This is a genomic window from Microbacterium keratanolyticum, assembly GCF_016907255.1.
Classification (GTDB): Bacteria; Actinomycetota; Actinomycetes; order Actinomycetales; family Microbacteriaceae; genus Microbacterium; species Microbacterium keratanolyticum.
Genome location: NZ_JAFBBQ010000001.1, coordinates 2,084,552 through 2,102,575, shown reverse-complemented (window position 1 = coordinate 2,102,575; position 18,024 = coordinate 2,084,552). Strand labels below are relative to the sequence as shown.

Below are 18,024 nucleotides of genomic sequence, written 5' to 3'. Positions count from 1 at the left end.
GTCTCCTTGATGTCACTCACAGTGCCAGCCCCCCTTCACGGGCGCCATCGGCGATAGCGGCGACACGACCGGCGTAGCGGTTGCCACCACGGTCGAACACAGCCTCGGAAATGCCGGCAGCCTTCGCACGCTCGGCGACGAGCTCGCCAACCTTGCGGGCCTTGGCGGTCTTGTCACCCTCGATGGCGCGAACGTCGTTCTCGAGAGTCGATGCGGATGCCACAGTGTGGCCCTTGCTGTCGTCGACCAGCTGCACGAAGACGTGGCGGGCCGAACGGTTGACGACCAGACGCGGACGCAGCTCGGTGCCAACGACCTTCTTGCGAAGGCGTGCGTGGCGACGCGCGCGGGCGACGGACTTTGACTTCACAGCCATGGTTACTTACCAGCCTTTCCGGCCTTGCGACGCACGACCTCGCCGGCGTAACGCACACCCTTGCCCTTGTAGGGCTCGGGCTTGCGGATCTTGCGGATGTTCGCTGCGGCCTCGCCGACAGCCTGCTTCGAGATGCCGCTGACGGTGAGCTTGTTGTTGCCCTCCACCGTCAGGGTGATGCCCGCCGGCGGGTCCACGAGGACCGGGTGCGAGAAGCCCAGAGCGAACTCGACCGAGCCGCCCTTCTGCATCACGCGGTAACCGGTGCCGACAACCTCAAGGCCCTTGGTGTAGCCCTCGGTGACACCGATGATGTCGTTGTTGATCAGCGTGCGGGTGAGGCCGTGGAGCGAACGCGACTCGCGCTCGTCGTCGGGACGGGTGACCAGAACCTGGCTGCCCTCGACGGCGACCTGAATGGGGGATGCGACCGGAAGGGTGAGTTCACCCTTGGGGCCCTTGACCGAAACCACACCGTCGTTGACCGTGATGGTCACGCCGGCGGGAATGTCGATGGGAAGACGTCCAATACGCGACATTTTGGATTACCACACGTAGGCGATGACTTCTCCGCCCACGCCCTTCGTCTCAGCCTGACGGTCGGTGAGGAGACCGGAGGAGGTGGACAGGATCGCGACGCCGAGGCCACCGAGGACCTTGGGCAGCTCGGTCGACTTCGCGTACACGCGGAGACCGGGCTTCGAGACGCGCTTGATGCCGGCGATCGAACGCTCGCGGTTGGGACCGTACTTCAGCGAGATGGTGAGGTTCTTGCCGACGCGTGCATCGGTGACCTCCCATCCAGCGATGTAGCCCTCCTGCTGGAGGATCGCGGCGATGTTCGTCTTGAGCTTGCTCGACGGCATGGACACGGAGTCGTGGTGCGCCGAGTTCGCGTTGCGCAGACGGGTCAGCAGATCTGCGACCGGGTCTGTCATTGTCATGATGTTTTCCTTTGTTCAAGAGGTTTCGGCTGCCGTTACACGACAGACGACCTGCTCTGAAGCAGCAATCTTCAATTGTACGTGCCATCCAGCGGGCCCGATGACACGTGGTCACCGGGCCCGCTGAGAGTGCTACGCCTGTGCGTCCTCAGACTTGAAGGGGAAGCCGATGTGACGCAGCAGTGCGCGTCCTTCGTCATCCGTCTTCGCCGAGGTCACGACAGTGATGTCGAAACCGCGAACGCGGTCGATCTTGTCCTGATCGATCTCGTGGAACACGCTCTGCTCCTGGAGACCGAAGGTGTAGTTGCCGTTTCCGTCGAACTGCTTCGCCGAAAGACCGCGGAAGTCGCGGATACGGGGAAGAGCCAGCGAGACGAGACGGTCCAGGAACTCCCAGGCACGGTCGCCACGCAGCGTGACGTGTGCACCGATGGCCTGGCCCTCACGCAGCTTGAACTGCGCGATGGACTTGCGAGCCTTGGTGACGATCGGCTTCTGGCCGGTGATCTTGGTGAGGTCGTCGATGGCGCCCTCGATCACCTTGCTGTCACGAGCCGCTTCACCGACACCGGTGTTCACGACGACCTTGACCAGGCCAGGAATCTGCATGACGTTCGCGTAGCCGAACTCTTCCTGCAGCTTCTGCTGGATCTCAGCCTTGTACTTCTGCTTCAGGCGCGGCTGGATCTTGCCAGCCGGCGCGGCAGCGTTGGTGCTCATCAGAGGTCCTTACCGCTCTTCTTGGCGTAACGCACGCGGACGGTGCGCTTGACGCCATCCTTCACCTGCTCCTCGACGCGGTGACCGACACGGGTCGGCTTCTTGGTCGAGGGGTCGACGAGTGCGACGTTCGAGATGTGGATGGGAGCCTCGATGGTCTCGAGGCCGCCCGTCTTCGTGCCACGCTGCGTCTGGCCGACGCGGGTGTGCTTGGTGACGTAGTTGACGCCCTCGACGACAACGCGGTTCTGCTCGGTCAGGATCTCGAGGACCTTGCCCTGCTTGCCGCGGTCGCCGCCCTTGTCCTGCTTGCGTCCGGTGATGACCTGAACCAGGTCACCCTTCTTGATGTTCGCCATAGTTAAATGACCTCCGGTGCCAGCGAGACGATCTTCATGAACTTCTTGTCACGAAGCTCACGGCCGACCGGGCCGAAGATGCGGGTGCCGCGGGGCTCCCCGTCGTTCTTCAGGATCACGGCAGCGTTCTCGTCGAACTTGATGTACGAGCCGTCGGGACGGCGCGTCTCCTTCTTGGTGCGGACGATGACCGCCTTGACGACATCACCCTTCTTGACGTTTCCACCCGGGATCGCGTCCTTGACCGTTGCGACGATCGTGTCACCAAGACCGGCGTAGCGGCGGCGCGAGCCACCGAGAACGCGGATGGTGAGCAGTTCCTTCGCGCCGGTGTTGTCGGCGACCTTGAGGCGTGACTCCTGCTGGATCACTTGGCCTTCTCCAGAATCTCCACCAGACGCCAGCGCTTCGTGGCGCTGAGCGGGCGGGTCTCGTTGATGAGGACGAGGTCACCGATGCCGGCCGAGTTGGACTCGTCGTGCGCCTTGACCTTCGAGGTGCGGCGGATGACCTTGCCGTAGAGCGGGTGCTTCACGCGGTCTTCGACCTCGACGACGATGGTCTTGTCCATCTTGTCGCTGACGACGTAGCCACGACGCGACTTGCGGTAACCGCGAGCGTCGGCGTCGCGCACATCGTGCGCGGCGTGCTCAGCCTCGACGGCTGCTTCCTTCTTCGTGGCCATTACTCAGCCTTCCCTTCGGCGTCAGCCGAGGCATCCTCGGACTTCTTCGCCTTCGACTTGGTCGCCTTCTTGGCCGGAGCCTCGACCGGAGCCGGCGTCGCACGGATGCCGAGCTCACGCTCACGGATCACGGTGTAGAGGCGCGCGATGTCGCGCTTGACGGCGCGGATGCGGCCGTGGCTCTCCAGCTGGCCGGTGGCCGACTGGAAACGGAGGTTGAACAGCTCCTCCTTGGCCTTGCGCAGCTCCTCAACGAGGCGCTGGTCTTCGAACGTGTCGAGCTCTGCCGGAGCGAGCTCCTTGGTGCCGATCGCCATTACGCGTCGCCCTCCTCGCGCTTGATGATGCGTGCCTTGAGCGGCAGCTTGTGAATGGCACGGGTCAGAGCCTCGCGTGCGAGCTCCTCGTTGACACCCGCGACCTCGAAGAGGACACGGCCCGGCTTGACGTTGGCGACCCACCACTCGGGGGAACCCTTACCGGAACCCATTCGGGTTTCAGCCGGCTTCTTCGTGAGCGGACGGTCGGGGTAGATGTTGATCCACACCTTTCCACCACGCTTGATGTGACGGGTCATCGCGATACGAGCGGACTCGATCTGACGGTTCGTCACGTAAGCGGGCGTCAGGGCCTGGATGCCGAACTCACCGAACGACACCTTGGTGCCACCGGTGGCCTGGCCAGCACGACCGGGGTGGTGCTGCTTGCGGTACTTGACCTTGCGGGGGATGAGCATTATGCCGACGCTCCTTCTGCCACAGGTGCCTCGTTGCGCGGGCCACGGCGACGGTCGCCACCACGGTCACGCGAAGGCTTCTGGTTTGCCTGCTCGCGAGCGAGCTCCTTGTTGGTGAGGTCACCCTTGTAGATCCAGACCTTCACACCGATGCGGCCGAAGGTGGTCTTCGCCTCGTAGAAGCCGTAGTCGATGTTCGCACGCAGCGTGTGCAGCGGCACACGACCCTCGCGGTAGAACTCCGAGCGGCTCATCTCGGCGCCGCCGAGGCGGCCGGAGACCTGGATGCGGATGCCCTTGGCGCCAGCGCGCTGCGCGCCCTGAAGGCCCTTGCGCATCGCACGACGGAACGCCACACGAGCAGACAGCTGCTCGGCGATGCCCTGTGCGACGAGCTGAGCGTCAGCCTCGGGGTTCTTGACCTCGAGGATGTTCAGCTGGATCTGCTTGCCCGAGAGCTTCTCGAGGTCGCCGCGGATGCGCTCGGCCTCGGCGCCACGGCGACCGATCACGATGCCCGGACGGGCGGTGTGAATGTCGACGCGGACGCGGTCACGGGTGCGCTCGATCTCGATGTTCGAGACACCGGCGCGGTCGAGCTGCGTCTGCAGCAGCTGACGGATCTTGATGTCCTCGGCGACGTAGTCGGCGTAACGCTGGCCCGGCTTCGTCGAGTCCGAGAACCAACGCGACACGTGGTCGGTCGTGATTCCGAGGCGGAAGCCGTACGGGTTAACCTTCTGTCCCATTACTTGCTCGCCTTCTTGTTGCTTGCGGCGTCGGCGGTCTCAGCGACCTCCGGCGTCGAGAGCACGACCGTGATGTGGCTCGTGCGCTTCTTGATCTGGAAGGCGCGACCCTGTGCACGGGGCTGGAAACGCTTGAGCGTCGTGCCCTCGTCGACGTAAGCGTTGCTCACGTACAGGTCTGCCTCGTTCAGGTACTCGCCGTCGCGATCTGCCTTCACCTGTGCGTTGGCCATAGCCGAGTGCACGAGCTTGTAGATCGGCTCACTTGCGGCCTGCGGTGCGAACTTCAGGATCGCGAGCGCTTCCTGCGCCTGCTTGCCCTTGATGAGCGCAACGACGCGACGAGCCTTCTGAGGGGTCACGCGGATGTGTCGCACGCGTGCGATGGACTCCACCATTTCTCTCTCCTCTATCGCCCCGCGTTAGCGGCGGCGGCCCTTCTTGTCGTCCTTCACGTGGCCGCGGAAGGTGCGGGTGGGCGCAAACTCGCCCAGCTTGTGGCCGACCATGGTCTCGGACACAAACACGGGGATGTGCTTGCGACCGTCGTGGACCGCGATCGTGTGACCCAGCATCGCCGGGATGATCATCGATCGGCGCGACCAGGTCTTGATGACGTTCTTCGTACCCGCCTCGTTCTGGACGACAACCTTGCGAAGCAGGTGCTCGTCGACGAAGGGGCCCTTCTTAAGACTGCGTGGCATCTTCCTCTACTCCTACTTGCGCTTCTTGCCGGCGGTACGGCGACGCACGATGTACTTGTCGCTTTCCTTGTTGGCGTGACGGGTGCGGCCCTCTGCCTTGCCCCAGGGGGTAACAGGGTGACGACCACCGGAGGTCTTACCCTCACCACCACCGTGCGGGTGGTCGACCGGGTTCATGGCAACACCGCGGACGGTCGGGCGAACGCCCTTCCAGCGCATACGGCCAGCCTTGCCCCAGTTGATGTTCGACTGCTCGGCGTTGCCGACCTCGCCGATGGTCGCGCGGCAGCGCGCATCGACGTTGCGGATCTCGCCCGAGGGGAGACGCAGCTGAGCGTAGGGGCCATCCTTGGCGACGAGACGGACGGACGCACCGGCCGAACGCGCCATCTTCGCGCCGCCACCGGGACGGAGCTCGATTGCGTGGATGACGGTACCCGTCGGGATGTTCTTCAGCGGGAGGTTGTTGCCCGGCTTGATGTCAGCGCTTGCGCCCGACTCGACGATGTCGCCCTGCTTGAGCTTCGCCGGCGCGAGGATGTAGCGCTTCTCACCGTCGAAGTAGTGCAGCAGCGCGATGCGCGCGGTGCGGTTGGGGTCGTACTCGATGTGAGCGACCTTGGCGTTGACGCCGTCCTTGTCATTGCGACGGAAGTCGATGACGCGGTACTGGCGCTTGTGGCCACCACCGATGTGACGGGTCGTGATGCGGCCCTGGTTGTTGCGACCACCGGTCTTGGAGAGCGGGCGGAGCAGCGACTTCTCGGGCGTCGATCGGGTGATCTCAGCGAAGTCAGCCACCGACGAGCCGCGACGGCCCGGGGTCGTGGGCTTGTACTTGCGAATAGCCATTATTAGTCCTTATCCCCCGGTCAGCCGACTGCCGTGAAGATGTCGATGGTGCCCGACTTCAGGGTCACGATGGCGCGCTTGGTGTCCTTGCGCTTTCCCGTGCCGAAGCGAGTGCGGCGGGCCTTGCCGACGCGGTTGATCGTGTTGACTGCAGCAACCTTGACGCCGAAGATCTTCTCGATGGCGAGCTTGATCTCGGTCTTCGAAGCGCGCGGGTCCACCAGGAAGGTGTACTTGCCTTCGTCGATGAGACCGTAGCTCTTCTCGGAGACGACCGGCTTCAGGATGATGTCGCGCGGGTCCTTGTTGCTCGCGGCTGCGAGGACGTTGTCCTGTGCGCTCATGCCGAGACCTCCTCGATGGTGCCGGTCTTCGCGGCGACGAACGCCTCGAAAGCGGGCTTGGTGAAGACGATGTCGTCAGCGACGAGCACGTCGTATGCGTTGAGCTGGTCGACGTACAGCAGGTGAACGCCAGCAAGGTTGCGGATGCTCAGTGCGCTGTTGTCGTCCGTGCGGTCGATCACGACGAGCGCCGTCTTGCCCGGCAGAGCCGAGAGGTGCGCAGCAGCGATCTTGGTCGAGGGCTTGCCCTCGAGACCGAAGGACTCGACGACGTGCAGACGCTGGCCGCGGAAGCGGTCGCTGAGCGCACCCAGGAGGGCGGCGGCGATCATCTTCTTGGGGGTGCGCTGCGAGTAGTCGCGCGGCTTCGGGCCGTGGACGATGCCACCACCGGTCATGTGCGGTGCACGGATCGAGCCCTGACGAGCGTTACCCGTGCCCTTCTGCTTGAACGGCTTGCGGCCTGCACCGGAGACCTCACCACGACGCTTGGTCGAGTGGGTGCCCTGGCGTGCGGCAGCGAGCTGCGCGACGACGACCTGGTGGATCAGCGGGACGTTGGTCTTGACATCGAAGAGGCCTGCGGGAGCGTCGACCGTGCCGGTCTTCTTCGCGCTGGCGCCGATGACGTCGAGAGTGAGAGTCGTGTCAGCCATGAGACTTAGGCACCCTTCACTGCGTTACGGACGAAAACGATGCGGCCGCGTGCACCGGGGACGGCGCCCTTGACGAGCATGAGTCCCTTCTCGGTGTCGATGGCGTGCACCGTCAGGTTGAGCACGGTCACGCGCTCTCCACCCATACGGCCAGCCATACGCATGCCCTTGAAAACACGGCTCGGGGTCGACGATGCGCCGATGGAGCCGGGCTTGCGGTGGTTGCGGTGTGCACCGTGCGAAGCGCTGACACCAGCGAAGTTGTGGCGCTTCATGACACCCGCGGTGCCCTTACCCTTGCTCGTGCCGACGACGTCGACGAGCTGGCCGGCCTCGAAAAGGCCGTCAACCGTGAGCTCCTGGCCGAGCGTGTAGTCATCGGCATCCGCAGTGCGGATCTCGGTGACGTGACGACGCGGCGTGACGCCTGCGGCCTCGAAGTGAGCGGTGAGGGGCTTGTTGACCTTGCGCGGGTCGATCTGTCCGGCAGCGATCTGAACAGCCTTGTAGCCGTCCTTCTCGATGGTGCGGAGCTGGGTGACCACGTTAGGTGCAAGCTCGATGACGGTGACGGGAACGAGCTTGCCGTTCTCGTTCCACACCTGCGTCATGCCGAGCTTCGTGCCCAGCATGCCCTTGGAAATCTTCTCGTTGATGGTAGCCATGTCGAACCTCAGAGCTTGATCTCGATGTTGACATCGGCCGGCAGGTCGAGACGCATCAGCGAGTCGACAGCCTTCGGCGTCGGGTCGACGATGTCGATCAGACGCTTGTGGGTGCGCATCTCGAAGTGCTCGCGGCTGTCCTTGTACTTGTGCGGCGACCGGATGACGCACACGACGTTCTTCTCGGTCGGAAGCGGCACGGGGCCGACGACGGTCGCGCCCGCACGGGTCACGGTGTCGACGATTTTGCGTGCCGACGTGTCGATGACCTCGTGGTCATACGACTTCAGGCGAATGCGGATCTTCTGTCCCGCCATTGTCTGCTCATCTTTCTTTAAAGCGTCTTACCGTCCCGACCCAGGTGGATCGGGGGCATTGGACGCACCACAGCGTGTTTCACGCCTGGCACCGGACCGGCTCTGCGAGTCGATCTGCTGCACCACTGTTCTTCTGTCAGCCCGCTGCCCGAGGGCGAACGGATGCCGACGCCCGCGCATGCGGGTCTCTCCGGAGAGAGAGTCGGTTGTGTGTTCTGCTACCCGCGGCCTAGATCCCTGCGCTTCCGCGCCGTCTATGCACTGCCTGGCAGTGATTCGGCGCACGCACGCGCAACGCCGAAATGTGGAACCTGTCTATTTTGCCATGCGGATCTGACCCACGCAAACCCGGGCGTGTCGCGCTCGGACCTCCCCCGCCGCACCCTCCGGCATCGCGGTGATTCCGGGGCAAAAGACGAGGCGGCCCGCTCGCTGAGCGGACCGCCTCACACCTGCCTGTCAGCAGGTGAGCAACTACTCGTTGCCGATGTTCTTGTCGACGTTGTCACGGACCTCGTCGATCTTGTCTGCGGCGTCCGGAGCGATCTTCTTCGCGAGGTCGGAAAGGCCATCGAGAACCTTGTCGCTGATGCCCTCGGCCTGCTCGCTCTTGAGCGCACCCTCGATGTTGTCCTTGTTCTGCTCAAGGAAGTCTTTGCCCTTGTTGATTGCGTCGTTGACCGAGTCTCCAATGCCCATGGAGTCCCCTTTCGTTTGCGTGTGCGCCAGCGGTCGTGGCCTGCCCCCATTCTGCACAAAGGAACCGCCCCCGGGAAGGATCACTTCTCCGGGGGCGGTGCGGGTCAGGCGGATGCTACTGCGTCGACTCCGGGCCGCGGCCACGTCGTGCGATCACGACGCCCGCTGCTCCCAGCAGCGTCAGCATCAGTCCGAGGATGATGATGTTCGCCGCGATCTCGCCGCCGGTGAGGGCGAGCGGGTCGGCGGCCTTGACATCGACGGTGACGCTGTCGGTCAGCTTCGCATCGGGTGTCTGCGTCGTCGGTGTCTGCACCGTCGCCGTGTTCTCCACCTTCGGGTACGCCGCCTGTCCGACGCTCACCTCAAGTGTGAGCGTCACTTCGTCGCCCACCGCCAGGGCGTCGGGGAGTATCCAGGTGACGGTCTGACCGGCGACCGAGACGCCCGCATCAGGAGATCCGGCGAACCTCAGGCCGTTCGGCAGGACGTCGGTGACCGTGATCGGCCCCGGGTCTTCCGTCGGGCCATCGTTGCGCACTGTGATCGAGTACGTTCCCGTCTTGCCGACCTGGAACTCGCCCACCGCGGTCTTGGTCACCGCGAGCGTCGCCAGCGGCGGCACAGGAGTCGTCACCGTCGAGGTGTTGTCGTCGAGCGTCTCCGGGAGCTCCGGCGTCGTCGAGCCGACAGTCGCGGTGTTCGATACCTCGCTGTACGCGGCCGGAAGCACACGCACCTCGACCTCGATGACAGCAGCCGTCTCCCCTGCGAGGAGCTCGTCCAGCGTGCAGGTGACCTGGCCGGTGGCCGGATCCGTCATGCAGTCCCAGCCTGTTCCCGTCGCGCCGAGAAGCTCGAGCGATGCCGGCACGAGATCCTCGACAACGATGCCTTGAGCCGTCGACGGTCCCTTGTTGTGCACCAGCAGCTCGTAGATCGCCGTCTCGCCGATCACCGTCGGACCCGTGGCCGACTTCGTGATCATGAGGTCAACAAGGGTGTCGACCGTGACGTCAGCGGTGTCGGTGTTGTTCGTCGGATCGGAATCCGGGGTTCCGGACGACACGGTCGCGGTGTTCGTCAGGATCGCGCCGTCGGCGACATCGGAGTCGATCAGCACCTCGTACAACAGCGCCGCCGAGGCCCCGCTCGCGAGACCGAGGGTGCTCGGGTCGCGGGTGAACGTCACCTGCTGGGTGCCGTCCTGCGCGGGCTGCGCTGCGGATGCCGTCCAGCCGGTCGTGTCGATCAGCGAGACGAAGCGGATGCCCGCGGGCAGCGTGTCGACGACGGTCAGCGGAGCGACCGCGTCACTCGTGCCGTTGTTGCTCACCACGACCTGGTACCGAGAGGAGGTACCCGCGGTGACGCGGGTGATCTCGTTGGCGTCCTGGTCGACTGCTGTCTTCACGAGCGCGAGGTCAGCCTGGGTCGTGACCGTGATGTCCGCCGGGTCGGACTCGCTGTGCGGACCGGTGGTGTCGGTCCACTGCAGAGTCGCCGTGTTGACGAGCTCTGTGCCCGTCGCCACGTTCGGCGCGATCGCCGCGACGACCGTGATCGTGCTCGTGCCGACGGGGTGCGCCGGGTACTCGCACGGACCGGCAGCGCCGTCGCACGTCCAGCCTGCGCCGGACATCGACACAGCCGTGAGGCCCGTCGGCAGCACGTCCGTCACGGTCGCGTCGGCCACCGACGGCCCGTTGTTGGTGACCGTGATCGTGTACGTCACGTTCGTGCCGGCGATCCACGGCCCGGCCGCGACGTCCTTGACGATCGTCATGTCTGCCGCCGTCTCGATCGTCACGGGTTCCGTGTCGGTGTTGTTCCTCGGGTCGCTGTCCTCGGGGCCCGCGACCGTCGCCGTGTTCGTGAGAACCTGCGCCCTGACGGTCGACGCGATGTCGACGATCAGATCGATCACCACGGTCTCGCCCACTGCGAGCGGGTCGCCTTCCGTGATATCAGACCAGGTCAGCACACCGTTGACGTCACTCGGCGACGCAGCCGATGCCGTGCCTCCGAGCACGATCTCCGAGGAGACGAAGGTCATCCCCGCGGGCAGCGTGTCCGTGACGTTGATCGGTGCCGACGAGATGCTCGGCCCGTTGTTCGTCACGACCAGGCGATAGCTCAGCGCAGTTCCGGCCGTGGCGGTCGCGTTGGCGACCGGGTCCCCTGCGGAATCCAGCACCGACTTCTCGATGCTGAGATCTGCCTGGCGCTGCGTCGAGTTGGAATCGTCGTCGGTCGGCGTGTTCGTCGAGTTCTCAGCCGAGGCCTCCACGCTGTTCACGAGGATCGTCCCCGCCGGCATGCTGTCATCCACGCTGTACGTGACGATGAACGAGGCCGACTCGAGTGCGATCAGCGTTCCACCCAGCGCGAACCTGTCCCCGGTGCCGGGGGCAGCCACCACCGAGTGGGTCCAGGTGCCGACCTCATCCGCGAAGGCGGAGTAGGTGAACTCCGTCGGCGGCGAATCGACGACCGCCACCTGGCGCGCGTCTGCGGGGCCGTTGTTGCTCACGGTCACGCGGTAGCTCGCCTCGCCGCCGGCGATGATGTCGGGCAGCGCCGCACCCAGCTGGGCAGCGTCCTTCCACGCACCCTCGTGGAACACGACGCGCGTCTTCGTGATGCCGAGAGTGGTCTCGTCATCCGGCGTCACCACGACCGTGCTGGTGTTGTTATCGGGGTCGGGATCCGGAGTCACACCGGGCGTGACCGTCGCGGTGTTGGAGATCGCTCCGCTGGTCCACGCCGAGTCGACCGTGCCCATCAGGGCGAAGTTGACGACGGCGCCTACGGCGAGACTGCTTCCGGTGAACGTCCACGTGATCGTGTCGCCCGCCGCCGCCGGCCAGCCATTGCTGGCCGAGACGGTCCACTGGGGTGTGGCCGCGGGTTCCAGAACCCCGGCGACGCCCGGCTGGATCACGTCCGTGACGACGATTGCGCTGCCGGCCGTCGATTCCGCGACGGAAGGTCCACGGTTCGTGAGCGAGATGGCCCACGCCAGCGAGGATCCCGCCGTCGGATCCGTCGTCGATGTCGTCTTCTCGACCGCGAGGTCCGCCTGCGGACCCAGCACCTTCGATGCGTCGTCCTCGTTGTCCTCGACGATGTCGGACGGGGTCTCGTAGGTGCGTCCCTTGACGCTGGCGGTGTTCTCGGCCGTGCCGGTCGCCCCCGCGGCGATCGTGACGTCAGCGACGAGCACGATGCTGTCGGATTCATCCGATGCCAGGCTAAGGCCGGTATCAGCAACGATGTACGGCGATGCGACGGTTCCCGCTCCGCTCAATGTCACCGGCGTGCCGACGGTGTCTGCGGCGCTGGAGTAGTAGCGCGCACTGAATGCGCCGGTGGTGACACCCGCCGGCACCGTCGTGGTGTCGATGACGGTGAACGGTCCGTGCGCAGCATCCGGTCCCTGGTTCGAGATCGTGATCTGCCACTGCGGCTGCGTGTAGTCCGCGTCGACAGCCTTGCCGGGAATCCACGCCCCGTTCTCGCCACCGATCGCCTCCTTCTGCAGCTTCAGATCGGCACGCGCGATGGCAGCATCCGCGGTGCGGTCGGCGCCCGTGTAGGAGCCGGTGCTGTTCTCGGATGCGCCGGTCGTGTCCGTCGTCACCGCCGAGACCGTGTTGGTGTGCGGGATGTCCAAGCCGGCACCCGCATCCTGCAGCGCCTCCGGCTTCGGCTTCGCCGCGAACTCGACCGTGATCACGCGGTTCGCGGGATTGGCCTCGAGCACGGTGCCACGAAGCGCCGCCGTCGTCGTGTTGCCGAACACCCACGTGAGCGTTTCGCGTCCGCCGACAGTGCTCTCGGTCGGCACCTGCGACGGCGCCGCGACGCCTGCGATCGTGATGATCGGCGCGACCGTGTCGTCGTACTCCCAGTTGGCCGGAAGCGTGTCGGTCAGCGTGATGGTCTGAGCGTTGCCCTGGCCGTTGTTCGTGGCGGTGAGCTTCCAGCGGAAGGACTCTCCGACGAACGCCTCAGTCACACCTGCGACGACGGTCTTGCCGAGCGTCACTGCCGGGAACAGCGGGACCACCTTGGCGTCTGCCACGGAGTCCGGTCCGGACGGGGTGTACTCGCGTCCACCGGTCGGGAACGACTCCACGTGCGTGACACGAACCGTGTTCGTGAGTGTGTCTCCACGCCCCGTCGTGAGGTTGCCCGACAGCTCCGACGAATCCGCGAAACGAGCCGTGTAGGTGAATGTCTGCAGCTGACCTGCCCCACCGTTGGTGTACACCGCCAGCGGACCGGGTGCGGTCCAGGTGATGGTGCCACCGCCGGTCGTGGCGGATGCGCCGGTCAGCACACCGCCGCTGGCCGTGACACTGCTCTCATCGACGATCACGCCCGCAGGCACCTGGTCGACGAAGGTCATGTTGTAGGCCGCGCTTGTGCCCGTGTTGCGGGCCTGTACACGGTAGGTGAACGTCTTGTCCGGGTGATCGTGCACCTCGTCGACGCCGTCGACCTTCTTCGAGATGACGACGTTCGGGTTCGAGACCGTGATCGTCGCGTCATCCGTGATCTCCGTACGCGGACCGGTTTCACCCTGGGTCCAGCTGACGCCGGCCTCATTCGTGAGAGTGGTCGCGTTCTGCGGGATCGACGTCGTCAGCAACGCGTCATAGGTGAACGTCAGCACGCGCTCCTGCGTGCTCGCCAGGATGTCACCGCCAGGGCCGCTGTACGTTCCCGTCCAGCGGTTCGCCGTGTCGGTCCAGTTCCACGCGGCGTCTGCGCCGGATCCTGCGGGCGAGACGGTCACCACCGGCGCCGTGCCGACGAGCGTCACGCCCTGCGGCAGCAGGTCACGCAGCTGGATGTTGTAGTAGTTGATGTTCGCGTGCAGCACGACCGACACCTCGTAGGAGGCGGTCTCGCCGACGGGCGCGTTCGCGGTCGGCGAGTACGCACCACTGCTGCCGAGGCGCACGCCCTTGGTCAGCTCGAGCGTCGTCGCAGTGATGACCGCGTCGTCGGTCGCGGTGCGTTCCCCGCGGCGCGTCGTCGTGTCTTCACCGCCGACGGTAGAGGGCAGCGTGTAGCCCGTCACCGTGGCGGTGTTGGTGTAGGTCTGCCCTGCCGCGGCGATATCGGTGATCTGCGCCGTGTACTTGAGTGTGACGGCCGGCAGAATCGCTCCGAGAGCGGCGACCGCACTGGGCGCCCAGGTGATCGTTCCGCCGTCTCCAGCTGCCACGTCGCCCGTGAAGGTCAGCGCACTCTGCGGAACGGGAACGGTGGTCGCGCCGACGGTCGCCGTGAACGACGAGAGGTCGACGTGCAGCCCTGCCGGAACCGTGTCCACGACGCGGTTGTCGAAGCTGATCGGACGTCCTGCGGCATTCGAGACCACGATCGAGTACGTGATGTCCTGACCTGCGCGCACGTCGGTCGACGGGTTGGCCGTCTTCGTGATCGACGGCGCCGGCTCCACGTACACGGTCTGGGCCGTGTCGGACTTGACGACGCGAGCGCCACCGTTGACGTTGGTGTGACTGAAGGTCGCCGTGTTGGTCAGCGTCGTGTTGTTGTTCAGGTCGCCGACGCGCACGGTGATGCGCACGGAGAAGACCTCAGGTGCCGCGGTGGTGTTGGTGTACGTCGTCGGGAACTTCATGGTTCCCGCGTTGTCTGCACCCACCTTCGCGGGGAAGAGCGTGAAGCCTGCGGTCTGCAGGTCGGCCGCCGTCTGTCCGCGCGGCCCTGTGAAGACTGCCGAGCCATCCACGAACGTGTAGGGCGTCCCACCGAAGTTGCCGTTGTCGGCCAGCACGGCCCCCGAGACGCTCGTGTGCGCCGGGATCGTCGCGCTGTACTCGAACGTCGCGTACTCACCCTGGACGATGCGCGTCTGGGTGTTGTTGGCGTCGTTGAGGTTGTTCAGACCGACGGTTCCGTCCGCACCGGTCGCTGCGGCGGGGCCGACCTCCGTGGAGACCAGCTTCTTCACCATCGTGGACTCGGGAAGGTGGATCTCGGCGGAGTCGTAGGTGTTGGCGTCACCTACGGCGAGCTCGGAGGACGTCGGCACACGGGTCGTGAGCTCCTGGCCTCCTGCGGTCTTCTGCGGAACGAGAGTCGAGACCCCTCCCCCGTTGTTCGGCACTTCGTAGCTGACGATGCCTGCGGTGTTCGTGAAGCTCTGACCGAGCTCTGCCGCAGCGCTCGCCGTCGAACCGTCCGGCACGGTCAGCGTGTAGCCCAGCGTGAAGCCGCGGGTGACGGGGGTGTCCCCCTTCTCGGATCCCGCGACGTTCGCGGTGAAGTTCCAGACCACAACAGAACGCCCGGTGTATGCCGTGCTCAGCTGGATGCCAGCGGGCAGGGTGTCATACGCCTGCGCCGTGAACGCGCCGGTCGCCGTCTCGGTGCCGCCGTCGTAGAGAGCGGCGGTGTAGTTCGAGACATCCGCAGCCTTGACGCCCTTGGGCAGGACATCCCAGATGAGGTAGTCGTCGGTCGTGTTCTGCGGCGCAGTGACGTCGATACGGTAGATGACCTGATCGCCCTGGACGACCAGCTCGTTGGTGCCGCCCTGGTCGAAGGTCTTATCCGTGCTCCCACCGGGGTGAGGGTTCGTCTTGATTCCCTTGGTGAGCGTCGGGGTCCAGTCGAGGTCGAAACCGGCGGAGTCGCGCTGGAAGACGATCTTGCCTTCGACGTTCTCCTGCTGGTACTTCGCGTGGTTGAGCGGACTGTCGATGTCGGTGCTCGAGATGGAGACGCCCGTCACTCGCCCTTCAACGAGGATTGTGACGGCGCTCCCTGCTGGCATGAATCGCGCCGAGCTGCGGTCGCGGTTCTCGGCGCCGAGCTGCCACGCGATGACGTTTCCGTTCACCTGCGGGGTGGGCAGATAGTCGCCGGGGAAGGTTCCCGCACCGTGAGCCACAGGGCTGGTCTGGTCGGCGAAGCCGGGGATACCTGCCCACTGGTACGTCGCACCGACGTACTCGACGCCGACGGGGATGTAGTCTTCGAGGGTCGCGCCGCGCGTGTCGACACCGTCGGCGAAATCGATCTGCAGCCGGTACCAGACGGAGTCCCCCGTCGAGAAGGGCTCGCTCGAGGTTTCCTTCCAGTCACCCGCTGCTGCGGTCGCCGGGGTCTTGCCACGCTCGAGCACGTCTTTCTGGAGCACCGACGGCGGCGACGTGATCGTCGCTTCCGAGTCATCGAGCGGGAAGTAGTCGCCACCGACCATGCCAGAGAGCGTGGGGTCACCGGCGATCTCATCGATCGGCGTCGTGGTGCCGGCGATCTTGACGGTGTTCGTGAGCACGTCACCCGAGCTCGTACCGCCGCCGCTGCCGGTGTAGTCGGGGCGCTGCATGAGCGTGTACTGCACGGCCGCGTGATCGGTGCCCGCCGCGATGTCGGACGCCGCGAAGACGACCGTGAATGTTCCATCCGTCGACGAGTACTCGATCGACGTCACCGTGGCCCCGGTCAGGGTCGAGCCAGGCTCCGTGCTCGGATAGTTGCAGCGGCTCCCTGGCGTGATGGTCGTGTTCCAGACACCGGCGGTGACAACGCTGCCGTCCATGAGCAGCGTCGGTGGGGTCGACTGTACGGGGAACGCCGGGCACAGGCCGTTCGGGATGACGTCGGTCAACGTGATGTTCGACGCATTCACGTACTCGCTCACGCCCACAGACAGCGTGTAGGTCGCGAGCGTCCCCGTCGCGAAGGCGTCGCCGTGGCCGTCCGTGGCGACGCTCTTGATCACGCGCAGATCCACAGCGTCAACGGACTCCGTGTCTCGGTCGGATGTTGCGCGCAGCACCTCGTCCGTCACCGCTCCGGTGTAGGTTCCCGTTGCCACGGCGGCGTTCACCAGCGACTGCGCCTGCGCGGGTGCATTCGAATCGGTGCTGCCGTGACGCGTCGATGGCCCGGTGTTGTTGTCGAGGTTCGCCGCCTGCGCGCCGGACGCGACATCCGGTTCCGCACCGGCAGGCCAGAGTGTGTTCTCGAAGAGCGGGATGCCCGCCTGGTAGCTGAAGGTGTGTGTGCCGGCCGTTCCCGGCGTGCCGGGGAGCACCTGTGCGGTGCCGCCGGCGATCGGAGGCAGCGTCCAGGTCACCTTGGTGTATACACCTGCACCCGAGAGGCCGAGGGCGCTCGCCTGTGCCGCATCCAGCGCGATTGTCTCCACGCTCTCGCCGCTGTGCGTCCAGGTGCCGGGAATCGTGCCCGACGTCGGGTACTCGTCGCCACCTGTCGACTGGTCACCTCCGGCGACGCCGAGGTACTCGAGTCCCGCAGGAAGGTAGTCCGTGACAGTGATGCCGTTCGTCGCGGCCTCGCCTGTTGCATCGACGGTGATCGTGTAGGTCGTCACGTTGTCGTGCACGCCTCGGAGCAGTTCGCTCTCCGGGCTAGGCTCGCTCTTGGTGATGCGAAGAGCCTTCACCGGCAGGGGCGACGGCGTCGCGTCCTCGCCGCGCCCGGAGGTGTGCGAGGTCGTCTTCGCCTTGCTCGGCGAGCCGTCGAAGGTAGGCAGGCGCGAGGGCTCGCTGCTCGTGTAGGCCGAGACCGTGAAGTCGATCTCGGTCCCCACTGGGAACGCCGTCGCATGCGGACGCACCGTCACCGTCGACGTCACATCGCCGCCTGTCGGAAGATCGTTGACATCCGACCAGACCCAGAACTGCTGACCGGCTGGCACCGCGCAGCGGTTGAGGTTGCCGGGCGCAGGAACGAAGCCGAGCGCAGCACAGTCCGCGTTGCCGCTTCGCGACGTGTTCGGCAGAACGTCTCCCGCGCGGAAGATCGTCGGCGTTCCGAAGGCGCCGCCCGAGACCAGCGAGACGCTGTCGGGCACCATCGCCGTGACGCCGAGGTTGAACTGCTTCGGTCCGGTCTCGTTGGAGACCGTGATCTCGAAGGTCGCATCCTCACCCGCGAGGATGAAGTCCTTGCCCGCGTTGCCTGTGCCGTCCGCGGCCACCGTGGGAGTGAACGGCGCCGCGAGTGCCCCCTGGATGCCCAGGCCTCCGACGATGAGTCCAGCCGTCAGCAAAGATGCCGTGGCGATCATCGCAGTGATCTTCCGGACACGCTGTTGACGTTTCTGCTTGCGCAGGAGTGCACGCATGAGCCATCCCCCTCAGGATGAGCGATGGCGGGTCCATCGCTTCATACGGCTCCGAAAGCGCACGCCAATGAGC

Annotated in this window: 19 protein-coding genes; all 19 read right to left on the bottom strand. The window is 65.5% G+C overall.

Features of this window, described 5'->3' with window-relative positions:
• Positions 1 to 16: 16 nt before the first annotated feature.
• Positions 17 to 376, bottom strand: coding sequence for a 50S ribosomal protein L18 (rplR, locus tag JOD62_RS10105; RefSeq protein WP_204939159.1), 360 nt, complete (start codon positions 374 to 376; stop codon positions 17 to 19).
• A gap of 2 nt (positions 377 to 378) precedes the next feature.
• Entirely contained in the window at positions 379 to 915 is a 537-nt protein-coding gene (gene rplF / locus JOD62_RS10100) for a 50S ribosomal protein L6 (protein ID WP_204939158.1), read from the bottom strand.
• A gap of 6 nt (positions 916 to 921) precedes the next feature.
• Complete coding sequence (gene rpsH, locus JOD62_RS10095) at positions 922 to 1,320, bottom strand: 30S ribosomal protein S8 (RefSeq protein WP_204939157.1); 399 nt, start codon at positions 1,318 to 1,320, stop codon at positions 922 to 924.
• Positions 1,321 to 1,452: 132 nt separating this feature from the next.
• Positions 1,453 to 2,043: a 50S ribosomal protein L5 gene (gene rplE / locus JOD62_RS10090; RefSeq protein ID WP_204939156.1), complete on the bottom strand. Its 591-nt coding sequence runs from the start codon at positions 2,041 to 2,043 to the stop codon at positions 1,453 to 1,455.
• Positions 2,043 to 2,402, bottom strand: coding sequence for a 50S ribosomal protein L24 (gene rplX, locus JOD62_RS10085; protein WP_204939155.1), 360 nt, complete (start codon positions 2,400 to 2,402; stop codon positions 2,043 to 2,045). Before rplX ends, rplE begins: the two co-directional genes overlap by 1 nt.
• 2 nt (positions 2,403 to 2,404) lie before the next feature.
• The gene (gene rplN / locus JOD62_RS10080; RefSeq protein ID WP_025102399.1) at positions 2,405 to 2,773 is read right to left on the bottom strand and encodes a 50S ribosomal protein L14; all 369 of its coding nucleotides are present in this window, start codon (positions 2,771 to 2,773) and stop codon (positions 2,405 to 2,407) included.
• Positions 2,770 to 3,087 (bottom strand): 30S ribosomal protein S17, encoded by a 318-nt coding sequence (gene rpsQ / locus JOD62_RS10075; protein ID WP_204939154.1) that lies wholly within the window; start codon positions 3,085 to 3,087, stop codon positions 2,770 to 2,772. The genes rplN and rpsQ overlap by 4 nt, the downstream gene beginning before the upstream one ends.
• Entirely contained in the window at positions 3,087 to 3,404 is a 318-nt protein-coding gene (gene rpmC / locus JOD62_RS15020; RefSeq protein WP_204939153.1) for a 50S ribosomal protein L29, read from the bottom strand. The genes rpsQ and rpmC overlap by 1 nt, the downstream gene beginning before the upstream one ends.
• The gene (gene rplP / locus JOD62_RS10065) at positions 3,404 to 3,823 is read right to left on the bottom strand and encodes a 50S ribosomal protein L16 (RefSeq protein ID WP_204939152.1); all 420 of its coding nucleotides are present in this window, start codon (positions 3,821 to 3,823) and stop codon (positions 3,404 to 3,406) included. The genes rpmC and rplP overlap by 1 nt, the downstream gene beginning before the upstream one ends.
• On the bottom strand, positions 3,823 to 4,572 hold the full coding sequence (gene rpsC, locus JOD62_RS10060; RefSeq protein ID WP_204939151.1) for a 30S ribosomal protein S3: 750 nt from the start codon (positions 4,570 to 4,572) through the stop codon (positions 3,823 to 3,825). Before rpsC ends, rplP begins: the two co-directional genes overlap by 1 nt.
• A complete protein-coding gene (gene rplV / locus JOD62_RS10055) occupies positions 4,572 to 4,970 on the bottom strand; it encodes a 50S ribosomal protein L22 (protein WP_204939150.1) in 399 nt (132 codons plus the stop codon). Before rplV ends, rpsC begins: the two co-directional genes overlap by 1 nt.
• 24 nt (positions 4,971 to 4,994) lie before the next feature.
• Positions 4,995 to 5,276, bottom strand: a complete 282-nt coding sequence (rpsS, locus tag JOD62_RS10050; protein WP_045275479.1) for a 30S ribosomal protein S19 — start codon at positions 5,274 to 5,276, stop codon at positions 4,995 to 4,997.
• A 12-nt stretch (positions 5,277 to 5,288) separates the two neighbouring features.
• Positions 5,289 to 6,128: a 50S ribosomal protein L2 gene (rplB, locus tag JOD62_RS10045; RefSeq protein WP_204939149.1), complete on the bottom strand. Its 840-nt coding sequence runs from the start codon at positions 6,126 to 6,128 to the stop codon at positions 5,289 to 5,291.
• Between the two features lie 20 nt (positions 6,129 to 6,148).
• Positions 6,149 to 6,472 (bottom strand): 50S ribosomal protein L23, encoded by a 324-nt coding sequence (gene rplW, locus JOD62_RS10040; RefSeq protein WP_204939148.1) that lies wholly within the window; start codon positions 6,470 to 6,472, stop codon positions 6,149 to 6,151.
• A complete protein-coding gene (rplD, locus tag JOD62_RS10035; protein WP_204939147.1) occupies positions 6,469 to 7,128 on the bottom strand; it encodes a 50S ribosomal protein L4 in 660 nt (219 codons plus the stop codon). Before rplD ends, rplW begins: the two co-directional genes overlap by 4 nt.
• 5 nt (positions 7,129 to 7,133) lie before the next feature.
• Positions 7,134 to 7,793 carry a 50S ribosomal protein L3 gene (rplC, locus tag JOD62_RS10030; RefSeq protein WP_204939146.1) on the bottom strand — a complete coding sequence of 220 codons (660 nt, stop codon included), beginning with the start codon at positions 7,791 to 7,793 and terminating at the stop codon, positions 7,134 to 7,136.
• Between the two features lie 8 nt (positions 7,794 to 7,801).
• Complete coding sequence (gene rpsJ, locus JOD62_RS10025) at positions 7,802 to 8,110, bottom strand: 30S ribosomal protein S10 (protein WP_017201594.1); 309 nt, start codon at positions 8,108 to 8,110, stop codon at positions 7,802 to 7,804.
• A 474-nt stretch (positions 8,111 to 8,584) separates the two neighbouring features.
• The gene (locus tag JOD62_RS10020) at positions 8,585 to 8,809 is read right to left on the bottom strand and encodes a hypothetical protein (RefSeq protein WP_204939145.1); all 225 of its coding nucleotides are present in this window, start codon (positions 8,807 to 8,809) and stop codon (positions 8,585 to 8,587) included.
• 115 nt (positions 8,810 to 8,924) lie between these two features.
• Complete coding sequence (locus JOD62_RS10015; RefSeq protein WP_204939144.1) at positions 8,925 to 17,951, bottom strand: isopeptide-forming domain-containing fimbrial protein; 9,027 nt, start codon at positions 17,949 to 17,951, stop codon at positions 8,925 to 8,927.
• Between the last annotated feature and the right edge of the window lie 73 nt (positions 17,952 to 18,024).